At 67.8% G+C, this 14,846-nt stretch carries 15 protein-coding genes; 5 read left to right on the plus strand and 10 right to left on the minus strand.

What is annotated here, in order from left to right:
• Positions 1–11 precede the first annotated feature (11 nt).
• From ytfQ to araD1, 5 genes are all read right to left on the minus strand, one after another.
• Positions 12–953, minus strand: coding sequence for a galactofuranose ABC transporter, galactofuranose-binding protein YtfQ (gene ytfQ / locus RX333_RS06630; RefSeq protein WP_316014137.1), 942 nt, complete (start codon positions 951–953; stop codon positions 12–14).
• Positions 954–1,058: 105 nt separating this feature from the next.
• Entirely contained in the window at positions 1,059–2,576 is a 1,518-nt protein-coding gene (locus RX333_RS06635; protein ID WP_316014138.1) for an aldehyde dehydrogenase (NADP(+)), read from the minus strand.
• Positions 2,577–2,591: 15 nt separating this feature from the next.
• Positions 2,592–3,518, minus strand: a complete 927-nt coding sequence (locus RX333_RS06640; RefSeq protein WP_316014139.1) for a Gfo/Idh/MocA family protein — start codon at positions 3,516–3,518, stop codon at positions 2,592–2,594.
• Positions 3,505–5,247, minus strand: coding sequence for an L-arabinonate dehydratase (gene araD / locus RX333_RS06645; protein WP_316014140.1), 1,743 nt, complete (start codon positions 5,245–5,247; stop codon positions 3,505–3,507). The genes RX333_RS06640 and araD overlap by 14 nt, the downstream gene beginning before the upstream one ends.
• A complete protein-coding gene (araD1, locus tag RX333_RS06650; protein WP_316014141.1) occupies positions 5,244–6,236 on the minus strand; it encodes an AraD1 family protein in 993 nt (330 codons plus the stop codon). The genes araD and araD1 overlap by 4 nt, the downstream gene beginning before the upstream one ends.
• A gap of 173 nt (positions 6,237–6,409) precedes the next feature.
• Here araD1 and RX333_RS06655 point away from each other — a divergent pair, with 173 nt between their 5' ends.
• Positions 6,410–7,384 carry a LysR substrate-binding domain-containing protein gene (locus tag RX333_RS06655; RefSeq protein WP_316014142.1) on the plus strand — a complete coding sequence of 325 codons (975 nt, stop codon included), beginning with the start codon at positions 6,410–6,412 and terminating at the stop codon, positions 7,382–7,384.
• A gap of 263 nt (positions 7,385–7,647) precedes the next feature.
• Here RX333_RS06655 and RX333_RS06660 read toward each other — a convergent pair whose 3' ends face one another.
• From RX333_RS06660 to RX333_RS06675, 4 genes are all read right to left on the minus strand, one after another.
• Complete coding sequence (locus RX333_RS06660; protein ID WP_316014143.1) at positions 7,648–7,953, minus strand: nitrile hydratase accessory protein; 306 nt, start codon at positions 7,951–7,953, stop codon at positions 7,648–7,650.
• Positions 7,940–8,596 (minus strand): nitrile hydratase subunit beta, encoded by a 657-nt coding sequence (nthB, locus tag RX333_RS06665; RefSeq protein ID WP_316014144.1) that lies wholly within the window; start codon positions 8,594–8,596, stop codon positions 7,940–7,942. The genes RX333_RS06660 and nthB overlap by 14 nt, the downstream gene beginning before the upstream one ends.
• Positions 8,593–9,204 carry a nitrile hydratase subunit alpha gene (nthA, locus tag RX333_RS06670; RefSeq protein WP_316014145.1) on the minus strand — a complete coding sequence of 204 codons (612 nt, stop codon included), beginning with the start codon at positions 9,202–9,204 and terminating at the stop codon, positions 8,593–8,595. Before nthA ends, nthB begins: the two co-directional genes overlap by 4 nt.
• Positions 9,205–9,271: 67 nt before the next feature.
• The gene (locus tag RX333_RS06675) at positions 9,272–10,282 is read right to left on the minus strand and encodes a LacI family DNA-binding transcriptional regulator (protein WP_316014146.1); all 1,011 of its coding nucleotides are present in this window, start codon (positions 10,280–10,282) and stop codon (positions 9,272–9,274) included.
• Positions 10,283–10,438: 156 nt separating this feature from the next.
• Here RX333_RS06675 and RX333_RS06680 point away from each other — a divergent pair, with 156 nt between their 5' ends.
• The 4 genes from RX333_RS06680 to RX333_RS06695 all read left to right on the plus strand — a co-directional run bounded on the left by RX333_RS06680 (position 10,439) and on the right by RX333_RS06695 (position 13,948).
• Positions 10,439–10,978 carry a gluconokinase gene (locus tag RX333_RS06680; protein ID WP_316014147.1) on the plus strand — a complete coding sequence of 180 codons (540 nt, stop codon included), beginning with the start codon at positions 10,439–10,441 and terminating at the stop codon, positions 10,976–10,978.
• The gene (locus tag RX333_RS06685) at positions 10,975–11,994 is read left to right on the plus strand and encodes a TRAP transporter substrate-binding protein (RefSeq protein ID WP_316014148.1); all 1,020 of its coding nucleotides are present in this window, start codon (positions 10,975–10,977) and stop codon (positions 11,992–11,994) included. Before RX333_RS06680 ends, RX333_RS06685 begins: the two co-directional genes overlap by 4 nt.
• Positions 11,995–12,062: 68 nt before the next feature.
• Positions 12,063–12,629 (plus strand): TRAP transporter small permease, encoded by a 567-nt coding sequence (locus RX333_RS06690; RefSeq protein ID WP_316014149.1) that lies wholly within the window; start codon positions 12,063–12,065, stop codon positions 12,627–12,629.
• Positions 12,629–13,948: a TRAP transporter large permease subunit gene (locus RX333_RS06695; RefSeq protein WP_316014150.1), complete on the plus strand. Its 1,320-nt coding sequence runs from the start codon at positions 12,629–12,631 to the stop codon at positions 13,946–13,948. The genes RX333_RS06690 and RX333_RS06695 overlap by 1 nt, the downstream gene beginning before the upstream one ends.
• A 105-nt stretch (positions 13,949–14,053) precedes the next feature.
• On the opposite strand, the gene RX333_RS06700 is transcribed toward RX333_RS06695, so the two are convergent.
• Positions 14,054–14,539: a DUF4274 domain-containing protein gene (locus tag RX333_RS06700; protein WP_316014151.1), complete on the minus strand. Its 486-nt coding sequence runs from the start codon at positions 14,537–14,539 to the stop codon at positions 14,054–14,056.
• Positions 14,540–14,846: the final 307 nt, after the last annotated feature.

A 14,846-nucleotide genomic window follows, 5' to 3' on the forward strand; every position in this document is an offset into this window, starting at 1 on the left:
CGGCCTCCCGATCAATAGCCCAGATCCTTGCGAGCCTCGTACTCTGCCAGCGGATCGTCGGCCTGCGTGTAGAGACGGGATTCGGTCTGGATGAACTTCTCCGGTTCCGTCCCGTCTGCCCAGTACGCCTCCAGCGCGTCGAAGGCGGGACCGGCCATGTTCGGCGTCAGCTCGACCGTCGCGTTCGCATCCCCGTTCGCCATCGCCTGGAAGATGTCGGGCACCGCGTCGATCGACACGATCAGGATGTCACCGCCCGGATCCATGCCTGCCTCGGTAATCGCCTGGATCGCCCCCAGCGCCATGTCATCGTTATGGGCGTAGAGCGCACAGATGTCGTTGCCGCTCTCGGCCTGCAGGAAGCTCTCCATGACCTCCTTGCCGCCCGAACGGGTGAAGTCGCCGGTCTGGCTGCGCACGATCTCGATATCGGCATTGCCCTCGATCGCGTTGCGGAATCCCGTCGCGCGGTCGATCGCGGGGGAAGAGCCGGTGGTGCCCTGAAGCTCCACCACGCGGCATTCGCCCTCGGGCTTGTTGTCGACGAGCCACTGGCCCGCGACCTCCCCCTCGTGCACCAGGTCGGAGCCGACCGCCGTCAGGTAAAGCTCGTCGGAACTGTCGACGAGACGATCGAGCAGGACGACGGGGATCTCCGCCTCCGCGGCCTCCTCCAGCACGCTGTCCCAGCCGGTCGCGACGACCGGGGCGAGCAGGATCGCGTCCACGCCCTGCGCGACGAAGGACCGGATCGCGGAGATCTGGTTCTCCTGCCGCTGCTGCGCGTCGGAAAAGCGCAGGTCGATCCCGCGTTCCTCGGCCTGCTGACGGGTCAGCGTCGTTTCGGCGGCACGCCAGCCCGATTCCGATCCGATCTGCGAGAACCCGACCGTCTGGGCCGAGGCTGCGGTGCCCGCGACGATCGCGGCACTTGCCAAAAGTATGCTCTTCATTGTTTCACTCCCTTTGATGAACGGGGCTGGTCCTTTCGCGACGACCCCTTTGTCAGGCCGGACCCCGGTTCCCCCCGGTGTCCGGCCATTCCGTGCGAGGGACACTCAGTCCCTCAGATCCTCCGGCAGCAGTTCCGAAGGCATGTTCTGATAGCAGACGGGCCGCAGGAACCGCCGGATGGCCAGCGTCCCCACGCTCGTCGCGCCGAAATTGGTGGAGGCCGGGAACGGCCCGCCATGGACCATCGCATCCGCCACCTCGACCCCGGTGGGAAAGCCGTTGACCAGGACCCGCCCGGCCTTGCGCTCCAGCACAGGGATGAGCGCCCGCGCGATCGGCAGGTCCTCGTCCTCCATCTGCAGGGTCGCGGTCAGTTGTCCCGAAAGCCCTTGCGCGATGGCCTGCACCTGGTCGGCGTCGGCGGCCCGAACGACCAGCCCCGCCGGACCGAAGACCTCGTACGCCAGCTCCGGCTGTTGCAGCCAGTCGTCGCCCGACACGGCGAACAGCCCCGGCCCACCCTCGCGCCCCTCGCCCGGAGCGGAATGCAGCGTCTCGACGCCGCCAACCCCGGCCAACGCCGAGAGCCCGTCCCGGTAGGCCCCCGCGGTCCCCGCCGTCAGCATCGGCTGCGCCTGCGTGCCTGCGAGTGCGGCGCGGGCCGCCTCCACGAACGCGTCCTGCCCCGCACCGTTGGGCAGCACCACGACACCGGGATTGGTGCAGAACTGACCGACCCCCATGACCAGCGAAGCCGCCCAGTCGGCACCGATCCGCTCTCCCCGCGCGGCCAGTGCCGCGGGCAGGACGAAGACCGGATTGACCGCTCCCAATTCGCCGAAGAAGGGGATCGGCTCGTCGCGCGCCATCGCAAGGTCGAACAGCGCCTTGCCGCCGCGATAGGACCCGGTGAATCCGACGGCCCGCGTCAGGGGATGCGTGACCAGTGCCTCGCCTGCCTCGTTGGTGTTCGACTGAACGAAGCCGAAGACGCCCGTGGGCATCCCGGTCCTCCCCGCCGCCGCCGCGATCGCGCGGGCGACCAGCTCCCCACAGCCCGGATGACCCGGATGGCCCTTATAGACGACGGGGCACCCGGCGGCGAGCGCCGCGGCGGTGTCGCCCCCCGCGGTGGAGAAGGCGAGTGGAAAGTTAGACGCGCCGAACACGCCCACAGGGCCGAGCGGCCGCTGCATCATCCGCAGATCCGGGCGCGGCATCGGCTGGCGCTCCGGCAGTGCTGCGTCATGGCGTCGGTCGAGATAGGCTCCGTCGCGGACATGCGCGGCGAACAGGCGCAGCTGATTGGCGGTTCGTGGCAACTCCACCGCCCTGAGGCGCGGTTCGGGCAATCCCGTTTCCGCCATCCCGACCTGCACGATCGCATCGACGCGCGCCTCGATCTCCTCCGCGATCGCGTCGAGGAACTCCGCCCGCCGCTCCCGCGGCATCCAGCCATAGGTGACGAAAGCCTCCTCGGCGGCGCGCAGGGCCGCGTCCATTTCCGCCGCCCCACCCGCGCAGACCGTCAAAGGGGATCCCGACACCGGGTCGGAGCAAAAGCTCCCACCGCCGTCGACCCAGTCGCCCGCGATATAGTGCTGTCCAGTAAGCTCGGTCATGGAAACTCCGGTCGTTCAGTCGTGGAAAGGCGCGACGGTCACGCGCCGCCCCAGCATGAAGGCATCGGCGACGTGGATCAGCGGCTCGACATCGACGCTGCTCGCGCCCGTGTCGATCAACTCCGCGAACCGGCGGTAGAGCGATGGGTACTCGCCCGGCCCCTCCACCGGCTGGTCCGCGCCGTCGATCATCAGGCGCGCGCCGCCATCGGTCAGGACCAGCGGACCCTCATCGGTCTCGACGGCGATCTGCCAGGTCTCCCCGCCCTGCTCGCGCCAGTCGAAGCCCGCCGTCGCCTCGATCCCCTCCGGGCCGGCGAAGGTGAGATCGGCGGCGATCGGCGTATCGCGGTTTTCCGGAAAAACCAGCGTCGCCGCGGTCAGGTGCAGTTCCACCGGTAGGATGGCCGTCGCCAGCGACAGGGCATTGATGCCCGGATCGAAGACGCCCAGCCCGCCGGGCCGCCAGATCCAATCCTGCCCCGGATGCCACTTGCGCACATCCTCGCGCCAGTCGATCCGGACGGACCGCACGGCGCGTCCGGCCAGCCAGCGCCGCGCCGCATCCGCCGCGCGCGCATGGCGCGAATGCCAGGTCACAAACAGGGTCACACCGGCCGCGCGGGCCTGTCGGTCCAGCTTCAGCACCTCGGCCACCGTCGCGCCGGGTGGCTTTTCCAGCATGGTGTGGCGCCCCGCCGCGATGCAGCAGGCGGCGGCCTCGTAGCGCGGCCCCGGCGGCATGGTCAGCGACAGAGCGGAGATATCGGGCCGGGCCGAGAGCAGCGCCTCCACCGTCGCGTGGTTTTCGACCCCCTCCACCCCGCCCGAGCGGCTGACCGTCGCGGCCAGCCGGAAGGCAGGATTGTCCTGGACGGCGGGGATGTGCTGGTCGCGGGCGATCTTGCCGATGCCGACCAGCGCGATCTCAGTGACTGTCACGTGGCACCTCCCGTCCCCGGCAGCCCTTGAGGAAGTCGAAATCCGCCCCCGTCTCGGCCCCTTCGACATGGTCGTGGAACAGTCTGGCATAACCACCCGTGGGCGCATCACCCGGCGGCGTCCAGTCCGCCAGCCGGGCGGCGAGCTCCGAGTCCGGGACGTCGAGATGCAACCGGCGCGCGGCCACGTCGATCTCGATCATGTCCCCGTCCCGAACCACGGCGAGCGGCCCGCCGACGGCCGCTTCCGGCGCGGTGTGCAGGACCACGGTCCCGTAAGCGGTGCCCGACATGCGCGCGTCCGAGATGCGGACCATGTCGGTGATCCCCTTCTTCAGCACCTTGGGCGGCAGGCCCATATTGCCGACCTCGGACATGCCTGGATAGCCGCGTGGGCCGCAATTCTTCAGGACCATCACGCAGGTCTCGTCGATGTCGAGCGCATCGTCGGCGATCCGCGCCTTGTAGTCGTCGATGTCCTCGAAGACGACCGCGCGCCCGCGATGCCGCATCAGGCGGGGCGACGCGGCGGACGGTTTCAGTACCGCCCCCTCGGGCGCGAGATTGCCCCGCAGCACCGCGATGCCGCCGCTCGCGGTGATCGGACGGTCGGCGGGCCGGATCACATCCTCGTTCCAGTTGCGCGCATCCTTGACCTCGTCCCAGATGCCCCCGCCCGAAACGGTCAGCGCGTCACGATGCAACAGACCCGCCTCGCCCAGCCGCTTGAGCACCACAGGCAAGCCGCCGGCGTAGAAGAATTCCTCCATCAGGTACTCGCCCGACGGCATCAGGTTGAGGATGGTCGGCACGTCCCGGCCCAGCGCGTCCCAGTCATCGAGCGTCAACTCGACCCCGACACGCCCGGCCAGCGCCAGCATGTGCAGCACCGCGTTGGTCGAGCCGCCGATCGCCCCGTTGACGCGGACCGCGTTTTCGAACGCCGCGCGCGTCATCACGTCCGACGGTTTCAGATCGTCCTTGACCATCTGCACGATGCGCCGACCCGACATCTGGGCCATGACGCGCCTGCGGGCATCCACCGCCGGAATGGCCGCATTGCCCGACAGCGCCATGCCGAGAGCCTCCGCCATGCTCGCCATCGTGCTGGCCGTGCCCATCGTGTTGCAGGTTCCCGAGGATCGGCTCATCGCCTGCTCGGCCTCCAGGAAATCCTCCCGGCCGATCTTGCCCGCCTTGATGTCCTCGCTCATCTGCCACAGCGCGGTGCCCGATCCGACGCGCTGCCCGCGGAACCAACCGTTGAGCATCGGTCCGCCGGTCACGACGATCGAGGGAATGTCGGTGGAGGCCGCGCCCATCATCAGGCTAGGCGTGGTCTTGTCGCACCCGACCAGCAAGACCGCGCCGTCGATGGGCTGCGCGCGCATCGTCTCTTCGACCGCCATCGCCGCGAGGTTGCGGTACATCATCGCCGTCGGACGGAACGTGTTCTCCGAGGCGGAGAAGACCGGCACCTCCAGCGGGAAGCCCCCCGCCTCCCAGACCCCGGCCTTCACCTTCTCCGCCAGCTCGCGCAGATGCCCGTTGCACGGCGTGAGGTCAGACCAGGTGTTCAGGATCCCGATAACGGGGCGCCCGTCGAACAGATCGTGCGGATAGCCCTGGTTTTTGAGCCAGCCGCGGTGGTAGATGCTGTCCCGGCTGGTGCCGCCGTACCACTCCTGGCTGCGCAGGCGACGCGGCCATTCCGCCGCGCGGAAGCTCACAACGCCCTCACTTCGGTCAGCGGCTCGGGGCGGCCCAGTGGCGCCTGGCGCAGCGGATTGCGCAACGGCAGGCCAAACGGTGCGGCCTCGATCTCGAACATGTCGCCATCGCGCGTCTCGACCCCGTCGGCGAAGGACAGCGTCGCCGTCCCGAACATGTGGACATGGACATCGCCTGGCTGGCGGAACAGGTCGTACTTGAAGTGATGATGTTCCAGATTGGCGATGGAATGGGACATGTTCGCTTCGCCGGACAGGAACGGCTTTTCGAAGATCGTCCCGTCCCCCCGCCGGATGCGGCTGACCCCTTCCACGCTGTCGGGCAGATCGCCCACCAGCAGCTCGGGGCCGATCGCGCAGGGCCGCAGCTTGGAATGGGCGAGGTAGAGGTAGTTCTGCCGCTCCGTCACATGGTCGGAAAACTCGTTGGCGAGCGCGAAGCCCACCCTGTGCGGCGTGCCGTCCGGCGCGACGACGTAAAGCCCCGCGATCTCCGGCTCCTCCCCGCCATCTTGGCCGAAGGCGGGACTGACCAGAGGCGCACCGGGCGCGACCAGCGCGGCGCCGTTTCCCTTGTAGAACCATTCCGGCTGAACGCCCGCAGACCCGTTCGCAGGCTTGCCGCCCTCCACGCCCATTCGGAACATCCGCATGGAGTCCGTCTCGCTCGCGGCGTCCGCGGCATGCATCGCCGACCGCGTGGAAGCGGAGCCCAGATGCGTCAGCCCGGTTCCCGTCAGGTGCAGGTGGGCCGGGTCGGGATGCGTCACCGGCGGCAGCAGCCGACCGTCCCCTGCCAACACGCCCAGGTCCACCGCAGCCCCCAAACCCAGGGACGGGATCAGCTCGCGCAGCGTTGTCTCGCGCTCGATCGCCAACATCGCCAGACCGTAGAGCGTCAGGTCGGTCCGCAGATCATAGGCCTCCGACCCGTCGCGGGCGACGACCTGAACCCGGCCGTCCCGGTGGCGATATTGCGACAAGAGCATCGAGCGCATCCTTCCTGTTCGTCTTGACGCCGGGGGCACTTCGGCCAGCCGCGCCGGGTTTGCCCCCTCGGGGAACGCCGGTCCGGCAACGTCGATGGGGTCAGGCTTGCAGGACACAGACATATCAGTCAAATTCGATTGCATACGCATGATATACCATATGGAGCATATCGATGCCGCGCGCCGAAAAACCGAAGATCCCGCGGGACCTCACCCTGAGCGGGCTCAAGTTCTCCCACCTGCGACTGCTCGCGGCGCTGCGCGACACCGATCAGATCAGCGCGGCGGCCCAGCAGGTCGGGATGACCCAGCCGACCGCGTCGCGCATCCTCGGCCAGCTCGAACTGATGCTCGGCACGCCGATCCACACGCGCCAGTCGCGTGGCATCCTCCTGACGGAGGCAGGCGCCCTGCTCGCTGGACAAGCGAGCGCCATGCTGCGCGGGTTGGAGCGGACCCGGCAGGAGATCGCCCAGATCGCCGAGGGAACGCGGGGGCACGTCCGCATCGGCTCCGTGACCGGACCGTCGCTCGACTTGCTTTTGCCCACCCTGCGCGAGATGCGCGTCGCCTATCCGGACATCGAGACGAGCGTCCATATCGACACCTCAGACCGCCTGTCGGACGCGCTGCTGTCGGACGAGATCGACCTCTATATCGGGCGCATTCCCGACGGTGCGGATGCGCGGCCCTTCCTGATCGACATGATCGGCCCCGAACCGATCAGCCTCGTCGTCCGGCTGGAGCATCCCTTGGTCGGCAAGCCCGACGTGACGCTCGACGATTGCCTGGCCTATGACTGGGTCATGCAGCCCCCCGGCGGGCTTTTACGGCGAACGGCGGAGAATTACTTGCTGGAACACGGCCTTCCGCTGCCCCGGCGTGTGCTGGGCACCCCGTCGATCCTGTTCACGCTGGCCCATGTGAACGAAACGAACGCGGTGTCGCCCCTCGCACGGGCGGTGGCCGAGTTCTTCATCGCGCGCGGGTCGCTGGGCAGCCGGCTGTCGATCCTGCCCCTCGCGACGGACATGGCCGTCTCCGATTACGGCATCGTGCGCCGATCCGGGGAGGAGCCGACCCCCACGGCCCTACTCGTCCTCAACCTGTTGAGAGAGCACAGGAATCGCGACGCCAGATCGCACTGAGCCGAAGTCTCCATGACCGCGGCATTCGGGACTGACGTGCCCCTGTCTCCTGGGCATCTGCCCGGTTCGGTTTCTGCTGCTCGAAGTCGACGCGCAACGACATACCGTTGTGCGTGCACTAGCGGGTAAGATCGTAGAACAGCTCGATCTCAAGATGCTATCCTGGTCTCTCGGCCACCATCCCTGTCCGGGACCATGACGAAGCGACGGGCTGCCCCTGCCGAATGCTCTAGCGCCCCCCCGAGCGCATAGGCCTACACCGGTCAATCCTGAGGGGCGGCCGACAGCTCGATAGGCTGACCGTGCGGCGTCGCGTGCGCGGCCTCCTGCCAACGGCGGGTCAGCCTTTCGACATCGGTCGACGTCGCGATGCCACGCTGATCGAGAATCGCGACGAGCGCCTCCGACCAGACGTCCCAGTAGGCATCTGACTCGACCTCCTGCACGCGCGGGCCGAACGCGGCCGCCCAGTCCGACCAGGTGAACGCACCGGCCTCGTTCAAGGCGACCGTCATCGCGAAGAGCTGCGCCTGCCAGGGCTGCTCGAACGGGGCTTCAGGCGCGGTCAAGATAGCTCTCCCAGGCGTCGATGCTGACCGTCAGGGTCGGATCGCCATCCGCGCCGTAAAGCTCCTCCGCCGTGAATTCCACGGTGTAGAGCGGCTGCGGTTGCTCCCCTTCGAAATGCGCGTTGCTGTCGGGGAAGACATGGCTTCCATGCGAGGCCGTCACCGTCCCGACGCGAGCTCGCGCATAGGATGGCAGCCGGGTGTGCCCCGGCGGCTGGTGGTTGCGCGTGCGGACCCTGTCGCCGATCGCGAAACCGGGTCGCGGCCCCGGCCGTTCGGTCGGGCCGCCCGCGGCCAGGACGCCGGGAACCGCCTCGGGGGCAAGACGGCGATCGGCCCGCTTGCCTGGTCGCTGCGCATGTCCGGCGGCAAACTCCGCCTCCGACAGCTCGCCCGCCCCTTTCAGTAGGGTCTCCAACGCGCGCAACCAGATCCCGTAATAGCTGGACGTGTAGTAGATGACGGGCGGCAGGCTTTCGCGCGCATGTCTCGACACATCGATGTTCCAATGGCCGAGCGCTCCCGCCGCCAGCGTGAGGCCCAGTGCCCGCTTCTCCCATTCCGCATGGAAGCGCGTCCCGGCATCTTCCGGCACGACCGGCCCGAAGCCGTGGCGGCCTCCCAGATCGTGCGGCCCGTTCATGCGGCCTCCGGTGCGGGAACCAGCCCGCATCCGATCATGCTGTCGCGCGTGACGAGATCCGCCAGCGCGGCCGCATCGAGCTCATCCGTCCCCTCGGGCCGCATCGGGATCACGAGGTAGCGCAGCTCGGCCGTGGAATCCCAGACCCGGATGCGCGCCTCGGCGGGCAGATCGACGCCGAACTCCCCCAGCACCGCGCGCGGCTCCCGCACGGCGCGGGCGCGGTAGGCCGGCGCCTTGTACCAGGTCGGCGGCAGGCCGAGGACCGGCCACGGATAGCAGGAGCAGAGCGTGCAGACGACGAGGTTGTGCTCCTCGGGCGTGTTGAACAGGGCGACCATGTGCTCGCCCTGCCGACCGATGAAGCCCATCGAGGCGATGGCCGCCGTCGCGTCGCGCCGCAACCACTCCGCGAAATCCGGGTCGCTCCAGGCCCGCGCGACGACCTCCGCTCCGTTGCGTGGGCCCACCTCGTGCTCGTAGGTCTCGATGATCGCGTCGATCGCCGCCGGGTCGACGAGCCCCTTCTCGGTCAGGATCGTCTCCAGCGCCCGCACGCGCGCCGTCATCTCGTCGAGCTCGTTGTCGTGATGCGGGTGGTCGTGCATGGCTGTCCTCGCGCTTGCTCCAACTATGCCGGGGCGATCGGCGAAATCCAAGCGCCCGGCGCGCTCCCTACCGACGCTGCGTGCTGTCGCGGGCCATCAGGCGAAAGCCCATGTCGCGCACCGGCTCGGGCTGGTCCTCGCCTTTCAGTCGGGCGGCGATCAGCTCCACCGCGCCCCGGCCCATCTCGTAGAGCGGCGTGGCCACGGAAGTTACCGCGGGCACCGAATGGCGCACGATCTCCAGATCGTTGAAGCCGCAGATGCCCAGCCGCTCCGGCACCGCGATCCCGCGGCGATGCGCCTCGAACAGCGCGCCGATGGCGATGTCGTCATTGTTGCAGAACACCGCGTCGGTCTCGGGCCGACGCGTCAGGAGCGCGGCGAGCAGTTCGCCCCCCAGCTGGATGCTCGACGCCTGTTCGGTCGTCTCCATGCAGTCGGGATCGAACAGCCCCTTCGCCTCGCAGGCGCGGCGGAACCCCTCAAATCGCCGCCGGGTGCGCGGGTCGAGCCGTGCGCCGAGGAACCCGGGCCGTCGGTAGCCCTGCGCGATCAGGTGGGCCGTCGCCGCCGCCGCCGCGTCGCCTTGCGAGAAGCCGATGGCCATGTCGACCGGATCGGCGCCGATCTCCATGATCTGCACCACGGGCGCGTCAAGCGTGTCGAGGATGCCGCGCGCCGCCTCGGTCTGGTCGATGCCCGCGACGATGAGACCGGCGGGCCGCTGGGCGGCGAAGATTCGCAGCAGCGATTCCTCCCGCTCGGGCTTGTAGCGGGCATTGGCGAGCTGGATCTCGAACGGGGTCGCCTCAACCGCTTCGTAGATCCCGCGCAACACGTCCGTGAACACGTTGTTGGAGATCGAGGGGATCACCACTCCGATCACGTTGGACCGCCCCGAGGCCAGCAGACGCGCTGCCTGGTTGGGAACGTAGCCCAACCGCCCGACCGCATCGCGCACCCGCTTGCGCACCTGCTCGGACACGATTTCGGGCCGGTTGAGCGCGCGTGAGACGGTGATCGTGCTCACTTCGGCCTCCGCCGCGACATCGGCCAATGTCACCTTGCTGTTGCGCATATTTGTCCCGTGGTCGCCTTGGATCTCTCGCATCCTCTTGACAGATGTTAGCGCTGTCAAATAATGATAGCGCTAACATGTAGCCCGGTTTTCGATCGGAGCCGCAATGAAGCGAGGGCGATCATGCGAATCGCCCCGAAGGGGAGGAGATCGACCGTGGGTCATGTGCTCGTCATGGGCGTATGCGGGGTGGGCAAGTCCACCATCGGACGGGGCGTGGCCGACGCGCTCGACCGCCCATTCGTCGAGGCCGACGAGTTTCATCCGCGAGACAACATCGCCCACATGAGCGCGGGCCGCCCGCTGACCGACGCGATGCGGGCCGGATGGCTCGACAACGTGGCCGAGGCCGCGCAGGCCGCCGGGACGCGCAGCGTCATCGCCTGCTCGGCGCTGAAGCGCAGCTACCGCGAGCGGCTGGAGGCCCGGCTTGGACCGCTGACGGTCGTCTTCCTGCACGGCACCCGTGCCCTGCTGGTCGAGCGGATGAGCGCGCGGCAAGGCCACTTCATGCCGGTCAGCCTGCTCGACAGCCAGTTCGCCGATCTCGAACCCCCCGAAGGGCCGCGCGTGCTGCCCCTCGACCTCGCCCAGACGCCCGAAGCCATCGTGGCGCAGGCGCAAGACTTCGCCCGGAGCGTCGAGACCCGCTCCGTCGAACACGACGACCATAACCGATCAGGGAGGATCACATGAAACGTCTCATCATCACCACCACGGCACTTGCCGCACTCGCCGCCGGTGCCGCGTCCGCGCAGGACTTCTCGTTCCGCTTCCAGTCCTCGGACCCCGCGGGCAACCCCAACTTCATGCTCCAGACCGGCTGGGCCGAGAGCGTGTCGGAACTGACCGACGGCCGTGTCGAGATCGAGCTGCTGCCGGTCGAGTCGCTCGTCGCCCATAACGAGACGCAGGACGCGATCGCCGCCGGCATCCTCGACGGGCACATCACCGACACGTCCTATTTCTCGGGCAAGGATCCGGCCTTCGGCCTGATCGCCAACCCGGTCGGCGCATGGTCCGCGCCCGGGGAGATGTTCGCCTTCATGAACGAGGGCGGCGGTGCCGAGCTGATGAACGAGCTGCTGGAGCCCTATGGCCTGCACTTCATCGGCGCGACGACGCCGGGCCTGGAGGCCTTCGTCTCCTCCGTGCCGCTCGAAGGCGTGGACGATCTGCAGGGTCTGAAGATGCGCGCGCCCGAGGGTCTCGTGCAGCAGGTCTTCGCCGCCGCGGGTGCCGCGCCGGTGAACCTGCCCGGCTCCGAGGTGTTCACCTCGCTCGACAAGGGCGTGATCGACGCGGCGGATTACACCGTGTTCTCCACCAACCAGGCGCAGGGCCTGCATGACGTCGCCCCGCACCCGGTCTATCCCGGCTTCCACTCCATGCCGCTGGTCGAGGTGTCGATGAACCTCGAGAAGTGGAACGCCCTGCCCGAGGACCTGCAGCAGATCCTCGAGCAGTCGGTGCAGGATTTCGCCCAGTCCCAGGTCGACGCACTGGCCGAGGCCGACATGGCCGCGGTCGAGGAAGCGCGCGCCGGCGGCGAGATCACCGTCCATGATTGGCCGGCCGAGGAACGTGCCCGCTTCCGCTCCATCGCCACCGGCGAGTGGGAAAAGGTCGCGGAGCGCTCGGACAACGCGCAGCGCGTCTATGACGTCCTGACCACCTATCTCGACGAGGCAGGTCTGCTGTCGGCCGACTGAGCCGCGACGCAAGCCGAGACCGGGCCGGGCGCACCGATGCGCCCGGCCCTTTCAGACGAGGTGATCCCATGACCAGCGACCCAGACATCGCCGCCGCGGCGGAGCACGATCCGCGCGAGGAGAGCGGCCCGATCCGCGAGGCCGGATGGCTGGGCCGCATCGTCGAGCGTGGCGGCATCCTCTTCGCCGCCGGCATCGTGATCGCCGCCTTCATCCTGATCCAGGAGGTCGTGCTGCGCTACGTCTTCAACGCCCCGACGATCTGGGCGCATGAGACGACGATCTTCCTCAGCGGTCTGGCCTTCGTCTATGGCGGGCTGCTTTGTACCGCGCGCGACAAGCATATCCGCGTCGTCCTGATCTACGACGCGGTCGGCCCGCGCATCCGCCGCGCCCTCGATATCATCATCTCCGCCGTCTGTGCCGCGGCCAGCGCCATGTTCGCCTGGGCCGCCTGGCTGATGGTCGGTCGCGCCGCCTTCACGCCGCAGGGCGAGTTCCGGCTGGAACGCTCCGGCTCGGCCTGGGATCCGGTCTATCCCGGCCTGATGAAGGTCTTTCTTCTGATCGTGCTGACGGTGATGGCCGTGCAGTTCGCGATCCTCACGATCAACTACGCACGGGGACGGCGGTGATGGAATTCTTCGGCTCGTTCCAGGGGCTCGGCATCGAGGGCGCGACGCTCCTGATGTTCGGCATGCTGCTCGCTCTGCTCGTCTCGGGCATTCCGCTGGCCTTCGTGACGCTGCTGGTCGCGCTGATCTTCGCGCTCGGCTGGTTCGGGCCGATGGCAGTGCCTCTGATCACGAGCCGCGTCTACTCGTTCGTGTCGAGCTTCGTCTTCGTGTCGGTGCCGATGTTCGTGCTGATGGCCGCGATCCTCGACCGATCCGGGATCGCCCGCGATCTCTTCGACGCGATGCGTCTGGTCGGCGGACGGCTGCGAGGGGGCGTCGCGATCCAGACCATCCTCGTGGCCGTCATCCTCGCCGCCATGTCCGGGATCATCGGTGGCGAGGTCGTCCTGCTGGGCCTGATCGCGCTGCCGCAGATGCTGCGTCTCGGCTATGACCGGCATCTGGCCATCGGTGTCGTCTGCGCGGGGGGCGCGCTCGGCACGATGGTTCCGCCCTCGATCGTCCTCATCATCTACGGGCTGACGGCCAACGTCTCGATCGGCGACCTGTTCACCGCCGCCTTCTTTCCCGGCCTCATGCTGGCGGGGTTCTACGTGGCTTACGTTCTGATCCGCGCCTATCTCAACCCCGCGGTCGCACCGATCGTGGAGGAGGAGGACCACACCCCGCTGTCGGAGAAGATCAAACTGCTCAAGGGTCTCATCCTGCCGATCCTGGTGGTGATCGCGGTGCTCGGCTCCATCTATGGCGGCATCGCCAGCGTGACCGAGGCCTCCGCCGTCGGCGTGGTCGGCGTGATGCTGTCCACCATCCTGCGTGGCGAGTTCTCCTACGCCCTGATCCGCGGTGCCGCGATGCAGACGCTGCAGACCGTCGGCATGATCGTCTGGATCGGCATCGGCGCCTCGGCACTGGTCGGCGTGTTCAACCTGATGGGCGGCGTGCGCTTCGTGTCCGCGCTGATCGGCAACATCTCCGACGAGCCTTTGATGATCCTCCTGTTCATGATGGCGGTGCTGTTCGTGCTGGGCATGTTTCTCGACTGGGTGGGCATCGCGCTCCTGACCATGCCGATCTTCGTCCCGATCATCACCTCGCTGGGCTACGATCCGGTCTGGTTCGGGGTGCTGTTCTGCATGAACATGCAGGTGAGCTTCCTCTCGCCCCCCTTCGGCCCGGCCGCTTTCTACCTCAAATCGGTGGCGCCACCTGACATCTCGCTCGGCACGATCTTCCGCGCGCTCCTGCCGTTCATCGCGCTGCAGGTCCTGGCGCTGGCGATCCTCATCGCCTTCCCCGGCATCACGGGCCGCTAAGCCAAGCCTCAAGGCCGCCTGCACGGACGAGTGTCCCGAGTGCAGGCGGTCGGGCCGCGATGGATCCCGCACCATCGGCAGGGCAGTTCCCGCCGCGCCAGATCGCTAATTTTCGAAGAACGCCGTCGGATACCCCTCATCCATACCGGACAGGTCCACAACCCTCCCGGCGATCTCGTGATGCATCCAGTCGGGCAAGCGGAACTCGGCCGGATCGGCGCCCTTGAAGAGGGCATAGCTCTCCCAGCGCTCCGCCGTCACGAAGTCGCGATGGTCGGTCGAGAATGCACCCTCCGGGATCGATCCCGATCGAACCCGATCGAACAGGGTCACGCACAGCTCCCGTTCGCCCGCCTCCCATGGATCCCGTCCACCATCGCGGTAGAGTTTTCCGAGAAGAAACCATTCCGGTGACGTGAGCCAGAACATCGTATGCGCGGTCGCGCGGTCCAGCTGGGGCTGCCGGGCGATCCAGAGAAGCGGCCTCATACCGTTATCCCAGTTATACGTGCTGACGACCCTGTGCCAGTCGTCAGGCCCCCTGGTCTTCATCCAGCCCAGCAGCCTTTCGTTCAGAGTTTCGTTATCCATGCCCCATCCTCGTACTTGCGCCGACGCACTCAGCCTAAGCTGATGAAAGGCGAGCTGGCCAGTTGGCAACTGCCAGACGGTACGAATGGGGAAGCCCAATTGCTCGGCGCGTAGCAATCGCTGTTCTCGACAGCGTCAGCAATGCCCCGATCCCGGCTCTAAGGCCTTAGGCTGCTCGTAGCCGAGCCTGTCGGACCCTCAGACGCCGTGACCCCAAAATGCATTGATGGCAGGACGACCAGCATCGGAGGTCGCACCCGCCGCCTCACCGCCAGCGTGGATGCGGGTCGAGCCGCCGATAAACCCG

The sequence above is a fragment of the Roseobacter sp. HKCCA0434 genome (assembly GCF_032464675.1).
Classification (GTDB): Bacteria; Pseudomonadota; Alphaproteobacteria; order Rhodobacterales; family Rhodobacteraceae; genus Pontivivens.

Bases quoted from the DNA above. Each gene is read 5' to 3' on its own strand.
- ytfQ (WP_316014137.1), bottom strand. From the start codon at position 953: ATGAAGAGCATACTTTTGGCAAGTGCCGCGATCGTCGCGGGCACCGCA.
- araD1 (WP_316014141.1), bottom strand. From the start codon at position 6,236: ATGCTCTTGTCGCAATATCGCCACCGGGACGGCCGGGTTCAGGTCGTC.
- RX333_RS06685 (WP_316014148.1), top strand. From the start codon at position 10,975: ATGAAACGTCTCATCATCACCACCACGGCACTTGCCGCACTCGCCGCC.
- RX333_RS06675 (WP_316014146.1), bottom strand. From the start codon at position 10,282: ATGCGCAACAGCAAGGTGACATTGGCCGATGTCGCGGCGGAGGCCGAA.
- nthA (WP_316014145.1), bottom strand. From the start codon at position 9,204: ATGCACGACCACCCGCATCACGACAACGAGCTCGACGAGATGACGGCG.
- RX333_RS06690 (WP_316014149.1), top strand. From the start codon at position 12,063: ATGACCAGCGACCCAGACATCGCCGCCGCGGCGGAGCACGATCCGCGC.
- nthB (WP_316014144.1), bottom strand. From the start codon at position 8,596: ATGAACGGGCCGCACGATCTGGGAGGCCGCCACGGCTTCGGGCCGGTC.
- RX333_RS06695 (WP_316014150.1), top strand. From the start codon at position 12,629: ATGGAATTCTTCGGCTCGTTCCAGGGGCTCGGCATCGAGGGCGCGACG.
- RX333_RS06655 (WP_316014142.1), top strand. From the start codon at position 6,410: ATGCCGCGCGCCGAAAAACCGAAGATCCCGCGGGACCTCACCCTGAGC.
- RX333_RS06635 (WP_316014138.1), bottom strand. From the start codon at position 2,576: ATGACCGAGCTTACTGGACAGCACTATATCGCGGGCGACTGGGTCGAC.
- RX333_RS06700 (WP_316014151.1), bottom strand. From the start codon at position 14,539: ATGGATAACGAAACTCTGAACGAAAGGCTGCTGGGCTGGATGAAGACC.